This window comes from Bradyrhizobium sp. CB1015 (genome assembly GCF_025200925.1).
In the GTDB taxonomy this organism is placed as follows: Bacteria; Pseudomonadota; Alphaproteobacteria; order Rhizobiales; family Xanthobacteraceae; genus Bradyrhizobium.
In genome coordinates this window covers 7,142,224-7,155,382 of the sequence record NZ_CP104174.1, presented here as the reverse complement: position 1 = coordinate 7,155,382, position 13,159 = coordinate 7,142,224, and the positions used below count along the sequence as shown (strand labels likewise).

The 13,159-nt window shown below is 59.2% G+C and carries 10 protein-coding genes; 8 read left to right on the top strand and 2 right to left on the bottom strand.

The window, feature by feature from the left end; genetic code table 11:
- Window positions 1-32: 32 nt before the first annotated feature.
- Window positions 33-851: a glycosyltransferase family 25 protein gene (locus N2604_RS33530; protein WP_260372242.1), complete on the top strand. Its 819-nt coding sequence runs from the start codon at window positions 33-35 to the stop codon at window positions 849-851.
- 63 nt (window positions 852-914) lie between these two features.
- Here N2604_RS33530 and N2604_RS33525 read toward each other — a convergent pair whose 3' ends face one another.
- Window positions 915-1,913, bottom strand: coding sequence for a glycosyltransferase (locus N2604_RS33525; protein WP_260372241.1), 999 nt, complete (start codon window positions 1,911-1,913; stop codon window positions 915-917).
- A 159-nt stretch (window positions 1,914-2,072) separates the two neighbouring features.
- Between N2604_RS33525 and N2604_RS33520 the strand changes: the two genes are divergently transcribed.
- Window positions 2,073-3,269: a glycosyltransferase gene (locus N2604_RS33520; RefSeq protein ID WP_260372240.1), complete on the top strand. Its 1,197-nt coding sequence runs from the start codon at window positions 2,073-2,075 to the stop codon at window positions 3,267-3,269.
- Here the strand turns inward: N2604_RS33520 and N2604_RS33515 are convergent.
- Window positions 3,258-4,256, bottom strand: a complete 999-nt coding sequence (locus N2604_RS33515; protein WP_260372239.1) for a glycosyltransferase family 2 protein — start codon at window positions 4,254-4,256, stop codon at window positions 3,258-3,260. The genes N2604_RS33520 and N2604_RS33515 overlap by 12 nt on opposite strands.
- A gap of 250 nt (window positions 4,257-4,506) precedes the next feature.
- Between N2604_RS33515 and N2604_RS33510 the strand changes: the two genes are divergently transcribed.
- The 6 genes from N2604_RS33510 to N2604_RS33485 all read left to right on the top strand — a co-directional run bounded on the left by N2604_RS33510 (window position 4,507) and on the right by N2604_RS33485 (window position 13,104).
- Window positions 4,507-4,893: a hypothetical protein gene (locus N2604_RS33510; RefSeq protein WP_260372238.1), complete on the top strand. Its 387-nt coding sequence runs from the start codon at window positions 4,507-4,509 to the stop codon at window positions 4,891-4,893.
- A gap of 291 nt (window positions 4,894-5,184) precedes the next feature.
- The gene (gene galE, locus N2604_RS33505) at window positions 5,185-6,168 is read left to right on the top strand and encodes a UDP-glucose 4-epimerase GalE (protein WP_260372237.1); all 984 of its coding nucleotides are present in this window, start codon (window positions 5,185-5,187) and stop codon (window positions 6,166-6,168) included.
- Window positions 6,169-6,222: 54 nt separating this feature from the next.
- The gene (locus tag N2604_RS33500) at window positions 6,223-7,341 is read left to right on the top strand and encodes a glycosyltransferase family 2 protein (protein ID WP_260372236.1); all 1,119 of its coding nucleotides are present in this window, start codon (window positions 6,223-6,225) and stop codon (window positions 7,339-7,341) included.
- The gene (locus tag N2604_RS33495) at window positions 7,338-10,268 is read left to right on the top strand and encodes a trifunctional glycosyltransferase/class I SAM-dependent methyltransferase/polysaccharide deacetylase (protein WP_260372235.1); all 2,931 of its coding nucleotides are present in this window, start codon (window positions 7,338-7,340) and stop codon (window positions 10,266-10,268) included. Before N2604_RS33500 ends, N2604_RS33495 begins: the two co-directional genes overlap by 4 nt.
- The gene (locus N2604_RS33490; protein ID WP_260372234.1) at window positions 10,265-11,260 is read left to right on the top strand and encodes a glycosyltransferase family 2 protein; all 996 of its coding nucleotides are present in this window, start codon (window positions 10,265-10,267) and stop codon (window positions 11,258-11,260) included. Before N2604_RS33495 ends, N2604_RS33490 begins: the two co-directional genes overlap by 4 nt.
- A gap of 50 nt (window positions 11,261-11,310) precedes the next feature.
- The gene (locus N2604_RS33485) at window positions 11,311-13,104 is read left to right on the top strand and encodes an ABC transporter ATP-binding protein (RefSeq protein ID WP_260372233.1); all 1,794 of its coding nucleotides are present in this window, start codon (window positions 11,311-11,313) and stop codon (window positions 13,102-13,104) included.
- Window positions 13,105-13,159 lie beyond the last annotated feature (55 nt).

Sequence of the window (13,159 nt, the reverse complement as noted above, 5' to 3'; positions counted from 1 at the left end):
GTTCCCAATCAACGCGTCGGACTGATCAATCAATGGGCAGCAATCTCAAAATTGTGGCGATTAGCTTGGTCGGTTCCGCGCGCCGCGAGCGCGCGAGTGCAAATCTGGAGTCGCTTGAGATTCCATGGGCCTTCTTTGATGCCTTGCGTGTGCCCGCCAAGGGGCTCCCGCAATATGATGAGGCGCTGGCCATCCGCTTTTGGGGCAGGGGCCTTTCACGTGCCGAGATCGGCTGCGCAGCTAGTCATATGAGCATCATGGCGCAGGTGGCAGCGTCAGACGCCGACAATTCATGGACACTTGTGATCGAAGACGACGTCATTCTCGATGCCGGGTTCAGCTTTCGATCGCTTCCGGACATCTGCAAGGCTGCCGAGATCGGTTATCTCCGGCTGTATGGGCGACACATGGCGCCGTGCAAGCACGTGGCCTGGCTGGATCAGCGGGAATTGGTGCGGTTTGAGCGTGCGCCAATGGGAACGCAGGCCTATCTGATCTCCGGCCATGCCGCGCGTCGGTTCATCGACAGCGTGACAACTATTCATCGGCCGATCGACTGGGAGATGGACCGCTTCTGGGCAAATGGCCTCCACAATTATGCCTTGTTTCCTTTTCCGTGCCTTGAGCTGACGCTGACATCTTCGATCGCAAAGGCGGCGGAGTCGGTCCGCGAGCCTACTGCGTTTGACAGGGCGGCTCGGTTTGCGTGGAAATCAAAGGAATATGTTCTGCGCCTGTCGGAAAATATCCGCCTTCGACAGTCCGACAGGCGGATTCGCGTCCGCCTCGCCGGCGCAAGCAGTCTTTCCGCGCCAATGCCGGAGACAATTCGTACGATCGAAAGCATGTGATTGACGCCTTGAGGGCGCGGCACGAGATTTGACGAGGCGGGTTACGTTTGCCCCGTGGCCCGCTCAGGCGGGCTTGCGCCGGATGACACTTCCGAACTTGACGAGCGGCCTCAGGAGTTCTGCCCTGTTGAAGCGGAGCATGATCAGCTGGTACGCAAGCCAGGAAGGGCTCAAGAACAACCCTGTGAACCAGACGATATGAGAGGCGGCGGCGCGCCAATGTGTGGTCGTGGTCAGCGCAAGCCATATCCCACGGCGCAGAAGTGAACTCGACGTGTCCGCGTCCTGCCCAACATAGCGCAGTCCCAGTTTACGGGACGCGAGGCGATAGTTGACAAAGACGATCTCGTTATCGATCGGCCGTGCCGCTTGCACGTGCATGGACTTCCTGTCGCAATGTGCCTTCAGGATGTCGAACTCTGCGATGCGGAACCCGATCTGCCTGGGAAAATCCGGAAACCGCTGCGCCCGGCCCTTCGCGTCATTTCGGCTGATGTTTTTGCCATGGAGCCGATATTGCCCGAGGGTTTCCTGCACCGTGACCACGTCTCCGTAAAGAGGCGCGATCGTGTTGAGGGCGCCGTCGTATCCCACGGGCGGATTGAGCGGGATGACCTGTCGAAGAAACTCTCGGGAGTACGCATTTCCCGACATGACTGGCCAGATGTACGTTCCCGACCGGCTAAATTCTGCGTGCACATCGTCCGGCGCGTAGGATTTGGGAAACGCACAGAACGAACGCCCAAGTCGCCTGCCGGCGTCATCGATGATATCCAGATTGAACTGAACTTTCGAAACACCTTCGCGGCAGTGCGCAGCAACGTTTTCGACCGCCGTCGGCATCAGGATGTCATCCGCATCGAGGAACAGCAGTACGTCGCCTGTCGCTGCGCGATACCCAACTTCGAATGCTGCGATGTTGCCCTGATTTGCCTGAAATATGGCTCGAATCCTGTCACCATAGCCGGCAATGATCCGGCGGGAACCGTCGATCGATCCGTCGTCGACGACGACGATCTCGTCCGCCGGACGGGTCTGATTCAACGCGCTGTCGATTGCCAATCCGACATACCGTTCGTAATTGTAGACTGTTATGACGATGCTAATCTTCAACGCGTGTCGCTCACAAATTTGCAGGTGGCAAAAGAGGCTATCAATCTATGCCTTGATGAGCCAGAAGTAATTTCGGGGTCCGCAAAGCATGATTGGTGAGGCAATCGCATGAAAATCGCTCTGATCGATCCGTCACTGTTTACGTGGCCATATGATCTTAAATTAGCCAAAGGATTGAACGATATTGGGCATGCAGCCAGCATTGTCGGGCGACAGCTTGGGCAGAAGCCTTCCATTGATGAAGACCTGTTCCTTGACCGGCATTTTTATCCGGGATTGCAGTCGCGCTTTTTCAAGAAACTTCCGCGCAACGTGCAGCTGGGGCTGAAGGGACTCAGTCACGCCGAATCAATGACACGGCTGATCAGGCGCTTCAGGAAGACGCCGCCAGATGTGATCCATTTTCAATGGGCACCGCTGGCGATCGTCGACAGCCAGTTCATTCCCAAGTTCAGGAGGGTCGCGCCGACGGTTCTGACCGTTCATGACTCGAATCCGTTCAATAACAATCCGAGCTCGCGGATACAGCGAATCGGCGCGTTCAAGATTCTGCATTGCTTCGACCATCTTATCGTTCATACGACCGTTGCACGTGATCGCCTGCTGCGCGTTGGTATTCCGGACGAGAAGATTTCCGTTATCGCGCACGGATTGCTGACGGATCACATCGCCCGACCTGTCGACGAGTCCGCGGCCGCGGACGGGCGCGTTCAAATACTCTTGTTCGGCAAGATAAAGCCCTACAAGGGCATCGACGTCATGCTTCGCGCGCTTGCATTGCTTCCCCGAGAGGTCAGGGCACGTTGCGTGGCGAAGATCGTGGGCTGGCCCGAAATGCCGATGGAGCCGCTGTTTGCGATGGTGAAGGATCTGCAGCTCGAGGACCATGTCGAATTCGACCTGCGGTTCATTCCGGAAGACGAAGTAACCTCGCTGGTCGCGCGCGCTGACATCCTGGCTTTTCCGTACCGGGATATCGACGCATCCGGTGTGCTGATGCTGGCGATCGCGGCGGGACGTCCGATCGTCGCTTCGAACCTTGGAACGTTTTCGGAATGGCTGAGCGATCGGGCGGAGGGGACGCTCGTTCCTCCAGGTGATCCCGCCGCATTGTCACGGTCGCTCGATCGCTTGATCAGCGACCCCGACTATCGAAACGCCAAGAGTCAAGGAATGCTGGATCTGCGGGACTCCGTGCCGACGTGGACCTCGATTGCCCGCCTGACCGAGGCCGCCTATGCGAAGGCCGGCCGGCGTGTGGGCGCGCCGGCCAGTGCCGAGGTTCTGCAGCGTTCAGGAAACTGAAGGGGTCATCTGCCAGGTGGTCTGGCGGATCGACAGGATGCCCCAGAAAAAGCCAAGTGCCCACGCGAAGTGCATCACGACGGCAGCCGGCAGTGCAAGCAGCCCGCAAATTGAGTGATGTTTTACTGCAATCATCATTGCGGTCAGGGCCAGTATCGCCAGATAGGCCGCCGGCCAGGTCAACAGCAGCGGCGCAGCCGGCGACAGCACGATGGCGCCGAGCGTCAATGAAACATGAGTGGGCACCAGGAATTGACGCAGTCGCAACGATCCTGGATGCCGTCTCACCGTTCTCGATCGACCACGCCCGTAGTTGAAGTACTGCTTCGCCAGGCTCAGAAAACTCGACCGCGGTCGATATGAAAGGCGGATGTCCGAATCCAGAAAAATCCGGCCGCCGAGTGCACGGAGCCTGCAGTCAAACTCTGCATCTTCATTGTGAGTGAAGGTTTCGTCGTAACCACCGGCCCTGCGAAAGGCATCGATGGTCATCGCGGCATGGTGCCCGTGATCGACAAAGCCGCTTTGCTTTCCGCCGCGATGTGCCGATCCGCCCGAACCGACCTTGGTGTCAGAGACCCAGGCGACGGCTTTCTGCAAGCAACCCTCGCCACGAGAGTCCATGGGGACCACGACCGAGTCGGCCTTGCGCTCGTTGAGAGTCTTGAGGAGGCTCGAAACATAATCCGATGGATATTCGCAATGGGCGTCACACCGCACCAGGACCTCCGCCGCAGCACCAAAGACTTGTACGGCTAGATTGACCCCGGCACTCTGCAGCCGCTGGGGATTGCGCAACAGATGGACGCCGCGAATCTCCTTGCCGAGCTGGCGAACAATCTCAGGCGTCCCATCGGTGCTGCCGCCATCTGCAACCACTATCGTGCGATCGTCGTCGAGACTGTCCCGCGCCAGATTGCGGACAACGGTCTCGATATGGGAAGCCTCGTTCAAAACGGGTACGACGATCAGGACGTTTCTGGACACGGTTTAGCTGCCACTTGCCCTTGTTTGCTCAATCCGTTGGCAGGCGCGGGAATGGTCGTTGATGCACGCCAAAGGAGGTCCCGACGATCCGTCAAAAAAATGGCCAACTCGTGGCTGCTTCTTTTGATGCATCGGTTGCAAGTGGGCTTACCGATGGCGCCTTAGAATGGGCGATCTAGTCTGCGTGAATCGTGAATAGTGCGTGCCCCGATCGCGCGAAGATCGGAAGCGAAACTGATCGGAGCAATATGTGAGAGCTGTTGTTGTTGCCTTCCCTTTGTTGCTGGCGGCCTGTCATCCTGCATCGGCCGATCCGATGACGTTGGATTTTTCATGGCGCGGGGTACGCGGCTGTGTCACGCTGTTCCCAAATCCGGAGATGCGTCTGCGCAATATTCCCGCCGGTGCCACGTCGGTGACGCTCACACTTGCAGAAGGCACTCGCGAGATGGGAGGCCAGAACATTCCGGTTCCGAGCAATGGTGTCGTGCCATCGGGGACGATCCGGACATTTGGTCCTTGCAAGCCGGGTGTGTATGAATGGACTGCCCTCGTGAAATCATCGACGGGACAGGTTCTAACCGAAGCGCATCAGGCGCGTTTCTATCCCGCGGACGAGACCGCAGCGAAGCAATAATTTCGCAACATCAATCCACGGATTGCACCATTTCGGTCCTTTGCAACTGCGCGTGGCAGCTTCACGCGTCTGCGCGCCGCCGTTCGATCGTACGAATGAAGCCACAATCCATCTAGATATGAATTGATGGGTTTGGAAGGTTGGAGATTAAGAACAAGTTCATGCTTTCGGGACAAGGAGTTGAATGTTGTTGGTGCGAAGGTTGATAAGGAAGCGTAACGATTTCGCCGACCCGACAAATCTCGGTAGTGTCCCAGCTCCGATCGATGCGCAACGCGCGAGCGCGGCGAGATGAAAAAGACCGTTCTGGTCACCGGCGGTGCCGGCTACGTCGGCTCGCATTGCTGCAAGGCGTTTGCAATGGCGGGCTGGAATGTCGTGACGCTCGACAATCTTTCCCGAGGCTGGCGCGATGCGGTGCGCTGGGGACCGTTGGTCGAGTGCGATATTCGCAATTCAGCCGGCGTTCGCGCAGCGCTGGACACCTACAAGCCGGACCTTGTCGCGCACTTTGCGGCACTGGCTTATGTCGGCGAATCCGTGGCTGATCCCGCTATCTATTACGACAATAACACGAGAGGAACGCTTGCGCTGCTGGAGGCAATGCGAGCGACCGGCTGTTCGCGCGTGCTCTTTTCCAGCACGTGTGCCAGTTACGGAATTCCCAAGCAGACCCCGATAGACGAAACACATCCGCAGGCGCCGATCAATCCCTATGGTTGGTCCAAGATGATCATCGAGCGCATGCTGGAGGACTTTGGCCGCGCGTACGAGATGTCGTCGGTTTCGCTGCGCTATTTCAACGCGGCGGGCTGTGATCCGGACGGAGAGATCGGCGAGCGCCACGAACCGGAAACCCATGCCATTCCGCTGGCGATCGAAGCTGTGCGCCGACCCGATCGGCCTTTCACCATTCTGGGAACGGACTTTCCGACGCCGGATGGCAGTGCAATCAGGGATTATATCCACGTCAACGACCTGGCGCAGGCGCACCTTCTCGCAGGTGACATGCTGGTGGCGCGAGGTGGTACTCATATCTTCAATCTCGGTACAGGGGTTGGCACGAGTGTGATCGAACTAATAAAGGCAGTGAGGCGTGTCTCCGGAAATGATCCGGTCGTCCGCCGCGGCCCACGCCGCGCGGGCGACCCGCCCACGCTCGTCGCCTCCTTTGCCAAGGCCAAGCGGGAGCTCGGTTGGAGCCCGCGGCAATCCGAGATCGATTTCATTATTGAGACTGCACTGAGGTGGAGCGATAGCAACCCGCCGGCATGATTTCGCACGAAGATGATCGATACGCGATTCGCAGGAATTGGACTGGGAAGAGGCGTGGCGCATGTCTCCGTGACGTCGGCGTCCGATGTTGCGGAAACGACATTGATCGAGGGCATGACGGTGTTCTGGCGCGCCGACCAGCCGATCGGCCATGTGCTAATGCATGAAGGCCAGATAACGGACGCCAGGATCGATCATATCGACGACACCTTCCTGTCAGCCGTCGATTCCCAAGTGCGAACCCCGACGAAAGTGAGGCTCTCGGCGAGCGTGGTGATCTGCACGCGCGACCGTCCGGACGAGCTGAGCAAATGCTTGTCGTCGCTGCCGCAGCAGACCCGTCCTCCGCGAGAAATCATCGTCGTAGACAATGCATCGCGCGATCGGCGGACCCGGGATGTCGCGTTGGCCGCGGCAGCAACCTACATTCGGGAGGACCGATCCGGCTTGGACATTGCGCGCAATGCCGGCGCGCTCCAGGCGACTGGAGATATTGTCGCCTATACGGATGACGATGTGCTGCTTCACCCGCGCTGGCTGGAGCAACTGACATGTGCGTTTGACTCTCCCGAGGTCGGCGCGGTGACTGGGCTTGTGCTTCCCGCCGAGCTCGCGACCGAGGCGCAACGGCACTTCGAGACGTATTGGGGATTCGGCAAGGGCTATCGCGAACAGGATTACGACAGCGCAGCCTTCCGATCGCATCACGGCCAGGTCCTTCCCGCGTGGGACCTCGGCGCCGGAGCGAGCATGGCGTTCCGGCGTGAGGTGTTTCAGGCCGTCGGGCTCTTTGATGAGCGCCTGGACGTCGGTCAGGCCGGCTGCTCGGGCGACTCGGAGTATTGGTATCGATTGCTGGCGGGCGGCTACACGTGTCGTTACACTCCGGCGTCAGTCGCATTCCATTTTCACCGCAGGACAATGGATGGACTGGCCAGCCAGATCTATCATTACATGCGCGGTCATGCGGCCGCACTTTTGGTGCAGTATGAGCGAACCGGCATCTCGGCGAACCGGCGTCTGGCCTACTATCACAAGCCGCGTTGGTACCTCGCTCGGCTGCTCCGGAAAGCAATGGAAGGAGACAGCATTCGCGACCGCTTCCTGAAGGAGGAGGTGACCGGATATCTCGCCGGATTGCTGTTCTATCATCGCCAAAGATTTCGCAGATGACAGCCCATCCGCGTACGTCCGTCGTGATCGCCGCCCGCGACGCTGCGGGAACCCTTGCTGAAACGCTTGACAGCCTGCTCGCGCAGAGCGCCCCCTCCTGGGAGGCGCTTGTCGTGGATGACGGTTCGATCGATGCCACGGCCGAGATCGTTGCTGAATACGCGGCGCGGGATTCCCGCTTTCGGGTTCTACAGTCTGACGGAGCAGGCGCTTCCAGTGCCCGCAACAAGGGAATTGCCAGCGCGCGCGGCGAACGAATACTGTTCCTGGACAGTGACGATTGGATTGATCGATCCTTTCTTGCGCAGATGAATGCTGCGCTGGATCGCGACCCCTCGGCGGTGGCGGCCTACTGCAACTGTTGCCGGGTTATGCCTGACGGCAGTGAAACTCCCGTTCGCTGCGATCCGGCCATCCAGGACAACGCCTTCGAGCGTTTCGCTCGGACGTGTGCCACGTTCATCCATGGCGTGCTCGTCTTGAAGAGCGCGGTTGCAAAGGTCGGCGGCTTTGAGACCAGCCTCCGCACGTGCGAGGATTGGGACCTGTGGCAACGGATCGCCCGCTGCGGCGGTAGGTGGATCCATGTCGACGAGAAATTGAGCTATTACCGGACAAGCGACCGTTCACTGACGCAAGATGTCAAACGGATGCTGGCCGACGCGCGTGTGGTTATTGCACGCGGATTTTCGAGTGACGACCGCGTCAGCGAGCCGGCACCCGCACATCAAGCTGGAGCGTCAACTGCATCCGGCAGCGCCGCGGCGGCGTACGCGTATTTCGCCCTCTGGTGTGCCGGATTTGACTGCGGCCGCCAGAATGCCAGCGATCCATCGCCGGAAACGCTCAGCGACATTCCAAACACCGAGACAACGGCGGACTTCGTTGCCTCTGTTTTGCTCGATGCCGTGATGGTCGGGGCAAGAACGGTGCCCGCCAGGCTGGCGGAACGGTGGCCGCAATACGGGAAGGGCGTAACCAGCCTCATTTCAGCAATGGGGCACGCATGGAGCGACCTGGCGGCAGGGCGAAAGTGTCAATACCGCTTTGAGCGAAAAGTGCTCGACTATGACGACCTTTCGGCGCCCAGGGTCCTCACGTTGACGTTCGGCACGCGCGTTGACCTTCGCCGTATCGATACCATCAGGCCGATCGGGACTGTCGATCGATTGTATGTCTATCTCTGTGACGGGCCTCGCATCCTGACGCTGCTCGATATTGGTGCCCTCGGCACTGTCAACAACCGCTTCTGGATCGCGCTGGCCGCCCATGGCCTCGTTCATTTGCAGGTCAAAGACCAGATCGGAAGGCTGGTTCGGGCAAAAATCGCACTCCACAAGCGGACAGAACGACTTCAATCCTTCATGCGAGACGGCCGAGATACTCACCGGGGGCGGCTACGCGAGTTGGCCTCGCGGGCCTCACGTGAGGCGCGGTCGCGAGCCATCTCGGGCATCTCCGCTTCGAGCAGTCCTATGCCATGTGTCAGAAGATCTCGAGACACCGCGCGCAAGAAATTTTGGGAGGGTTTCTTCGAGCAAGAGGATCCCTGGAACTACGGTTCGCCATATGAACAGGAAAAGTATAGCCGGCAGCTCGAGCTCCTGCCTGACCGGCCAGTGGATCACGCGCTTGAGCTTGCGTGTGCGGAGGGACATTTCACATGGCAATTGGCACCCAAGGTCAAGCGCCTCAGGGCCGCCGATATCTCGACCAAGGCGCTCGATCGCGCCCGTATTCGATGCAATGGCCATCAGAATATCGAATTCACTCAATTGGATTTGTCCGCCGATCCGCTCCCACAGGACACTGATCTGATCGTCTGCTCCGAGGTCCTTTACTACCTTAATGACGAGGCCGAACTAGAATCGGTCGCGAAGCGACTGGTGCAGGCGCTGCGTCCTGGCGGTCACCTGGTGGCGGCCCATGCCTTTGTGCTGAAGGACAACATGTCGCGAACGGGCCTCGACTGGGAGAGTCCGTATGGGGCGGAGACGATTAGGCGGATTCTCCAGGGCGTGCCCGGGCTCGCCCTGGAGACATCGATCGAGACGGAGCTTTACCGTATCGATCGGTTCAGGCGGTTACTCCCGGGCGAAGCCGCCCCTGACATACAGGTGAAATGCGCGACTATCGACGCGCCGATTGAGGTCGAGCTTGCGCGATCCATCGTGTGGGGCGGGGCCGTGGCGCGCAGGTTTGACGTCGCGCAATGCGAAAGACGAACGCACGCTCCGGTCCTGATGTATCACCGAATTGCGACAGAAGGACCAGACGAACTGGCGCGGTACCGCTTGTCTCCGGATGCGTTCGGGCAGCAGATGCTGTGGCTTCGCCGCAATGGCTACCACACGATCAATTCGGATCAGCTCGCCTGGTTCGTAGCAAGCAATCATCCGTTCGTGGGCAGGCCGGTGCTGATCACCTTCGACGATGGCTACCAGGACTTTGCCGAGTATGCATGGCCGATCTTGCAGGCAAACGATTTCTCGGCGGAGGTGTTCATTGCGACCGATTTCGTGGGAAAGCGGGCTGAATGGGATGCGCCGTTTGGAGAGCCCGCTTCGCTGCTCGATGCGGCCAGGATCGCCGGGCTTGCCGCCGAGGGCGTATCCTTTGGTAGCCATTTGGCGAGCCACCCGCGCGGCCAGGAACTTGCGACCTGGACTCTCGCCGAGGAACTGACGCGATCCCGTGCACAGTTGGAGCGATGGCTTGGGCGCTCGATAACGTCGCTTGCTGCGCCTTTTGGCTCTACCAATCAGCGGCTTGGAATCCTCGCAGCCGAATGCGGCTACAAGACCGTGTTCAACACGGTCAGCCGGGCCGCAACACTGAAGGACAATCTGTTGGACCTGCCGCGAATTGAGGTCAGAGGCGATTTCACGCTGGACACATTCGCGCGCTGCCTGGAGCAGTATCAATGAGTAGCGGTGCGCTGCTGGTCAGTGTGGTTATTCCCGCCTTCAACGCCAGTGCAACGATCGATGAGACGCTTCGCAGCGTCAGATCCCAGTCGCACCGCGAGCTGGAAATCATTGTCGTGGACGACGGCTCCACAGACAACACGGTCGCAGTTGTCCAGCGGCATCTGGTTCAGGATTCTCGCGTAACAATCATAGAACAGCGTAATGCAGGGGTGGCAGCCGCCCGGAATGCGGGCTGGCAGGCCGCGCGCGCGGACTTCGTCGCGTTCATTGATGCCGATGATCTCTGGACGCCTCGCAAGATTGAGCAACAGCTTCAAGCCTTGCTTGATGCAGGGGAGCGGACTGGTCTGGTTTACAGCTGGTATGACTGGATCGATGCCGATAGTCGCGTAAGTGCCAGGTCCGACCCCGTCTTTCATGCAGGCGAGGTGCTGGACTATCTCTGTCAGGGAAATTTCATTGGCAACGGCAGCTCGGCGCTAGTTCGCCGGGAAGCCCTCACAGCTGCAAAAGGTTTCGAGAGCGGACTCAGGGCGTCGGGGGCAGAAGGCTGCGAAGATCTGCTGTTCTATTGCCGTGTCGCGGAGGCGTACCACTTCGCGGTCGTGCCCGAGTACCAGATCGGCTACCGCTACCTTCCGAACAACATGTCAAGCAACATGCCCCGGATGTTCCGGTCCTGGATGCTGGTCGCCGATGAGATCATGGCGCGGCACCCAGAGCGCATGGCGCTCCTCGACCTGGGCTTCAGAAACTATGCGCGTTGGCTGCTTCGGAGAGCTCTGACGGGCGGTCAGTTGTGGTACTTCGTCTCAATCCTTGGACAGCTTTGCAGACGGAATCCCTTGCTGGCGCTCAGGGTCGCCGTGCACGATGTGCCGCGGGATACCGTCTTGGAAGTCCGGTGGAAATGGCGTCATCAGCGTCGCAAGGTGGTCCGACCCCCGGCTTCGTTATTTGCCATCGGCGATCCGAGTCAATCGCGATGACAGAGCACGCGAACAACACACGAAGTCCGAGAGCTGCTCGCCGCGCTGCATTGGTCGAACTGTTCAAGCTGCTCAAGCTTGCTCCACTGCCCGGCTGGGTGACGCCCGCGCTGATCGTCCTTGGCCTGGCGACATCGTTGGCGGAGACGGTCGGGATTACTCTCGTGCTCCTGTTCTTCTATTTCGCCATGGGTCAGGTGGAGCTTGCAACGTCGACCAGCGGCCTGCTGGGCGAAGCGCTTCGATATGCGGCGAACTGGTTTCACAGCTCGACCGAAACTGCCCTCGTGCTGCTCCTTCTCATCATTTCTCGCGGTGCTCTTTCCTTTGTCAACACATTGATCAGTGCGCGTGTCGGAGAGAAGATCAATGAAGTCGCGCGCAACCGCGTTCATCTGCAATATCTGTCAACTTCGTATTCGTTCTTCCAACGCCATGACGAAGCCTATCTCATGGAGGTGTTGGGAACCGAGACATGGGTGATCTCCGGGGCATACGCCAGTCTGACCCGCATTGTCGTGAGTTCGTGTTCGGTTTTTCTCTTCGCATCTTTTCTGTTGGCGCTCTCGATCAAGGTAACGGTCGTCGCCCTCGTCGCCTCGATGATCATATCGGCGGGATTGCGCCATCTTTCGCTGCCAATGCAGCGATTGGGTGCCGGCGTAAAGCTGGTTCATCAAAAGCTGGGTGAGCATATGCTGATGACACTCCAGGGCATGCGAACGATCCGCGCGTATGGCCAGGAGGAGATTCACCAAAAGCGCTTCGAGCAGGCTTCGGCGCAGGCCCGAGAGGTCGCGCTGCGCCTTGCGCGCCTATCCGCCCTGGTCTCGCCTCTGACGGAGGTGGGGTATCTTTTCGTGCTGTTTCTCGTAATCGCGTTCGCTGATCTATGGGGAATCGGCTTCGCGACCAGCCTGACCGCGGTCGCGTTGCTCTATCGATTGCAGCCGCATATGCGAGATCTGGAAGGGAACTTGCTGTATATGGCGCAGATCGAGCCGCAGCTTCGGTCCATCAGACACATGCTCTCGACAGGTGACAAGGAGTATCCGACCGCCGGGCACGTCGCCGTGGCTAAACTGGAGAACGGCATCTCATTTCGCAACGTGACGTTCCGCTATGATGCCGGTACCGACCCCGCTCTTTTGGATGCTTCGTTTGACATTCCTGCGGGCAAGACCACTGCGCTCATCGGAGCCAGTGGAGCGGGTAAGACCACGATCGTAAATCTATTGTTGCGGCTCTATTCGGCAAACGAGGGTATCATACGGGTTGATGGGCGATCCATCGAAGACGTTCGGCGAACCGATTGGCTCGGCATGCTCGCGATTGCGGGGCAGGATGTGGACCTGATCGAAGGCACGGTGATCGAGAACGTTCGGATGGCCAAGAACGACGCCTCCGAGGAAGAGGTTCGGCGGGCGCTACAGGTCGCGGGCGTTTCAGAGGTCGTCGAGGCCTTGCCGGACAAATACGACACCTGGATCGGACAGCACGGCCTGCGCTTCTCAGGCGGTCAGCGGCAGCGCCTTGGTCTTGCCCGAGCGATCGTGCGCAATCCGAAGTTCCTCATCCTGGACGAAGCGATGAGCGCCCTCGATCTGACGCTCGAGGACAGCATTCGACGCGCGATCCAGCTACAATTCAAGAACCGAACCTTGTTGCTGATAACACATCGCCTGGATTCAGTGCGCGATGCGGACCACGTGGTGTGCATTGAAAACGGCCGGGTTCGCGCTGAGGGTCCTCCGGCGAAAGTCCTGGCGAGTCGAGGAGCGTGCGTAACAGGCACTTCGCAAGATGAAGTGCTCACATATCGGATGCGGAACACGGTTCCATAGCCGGAACCTGCTCGCCCGGTGAATGACCGGTACTGCCCTGAGCGTGCTTGTTGCA

Bases quoted from the DNA above. Each gene is read 5' to 3' on its own strand.
- N2604_RS33520 (WP_260372240.1), top strand. From the start codon at position 2,073: ATGAAAATCGCTCTGATCGATCCGTCACTGTTTACGTGGCCATATGAT.
- N2604_RS33530 (WP_260372242.1), top strand. From the start codon at position 33: ATGGGCAGCAATCTCAAAATTGTGGCGATTAGCTTGGTCGGTTCCGCG.
- N2604_RS33495 (WP_260372235.1), top strand. From the start codon at position 7,338: ATGACAGCCCATCCGCGTACGTCCGTCGTGATCGCCGCCCGCGACGCT.
- galE (WP_260372237.1), top strand. From the start codon at position 5,185: ATGAAAAAGACCGTTCTGGTCACCGGCGGTGCCGGCTACGTCGGCTCG.
- N2604_RS33490 (WP_260372234.1), top strand. From the start codon at position 10,265: ATGAGTAGCGGTGCGCTGCTGGTCAGTGTGGTTATTCCCGCCTTCAAC.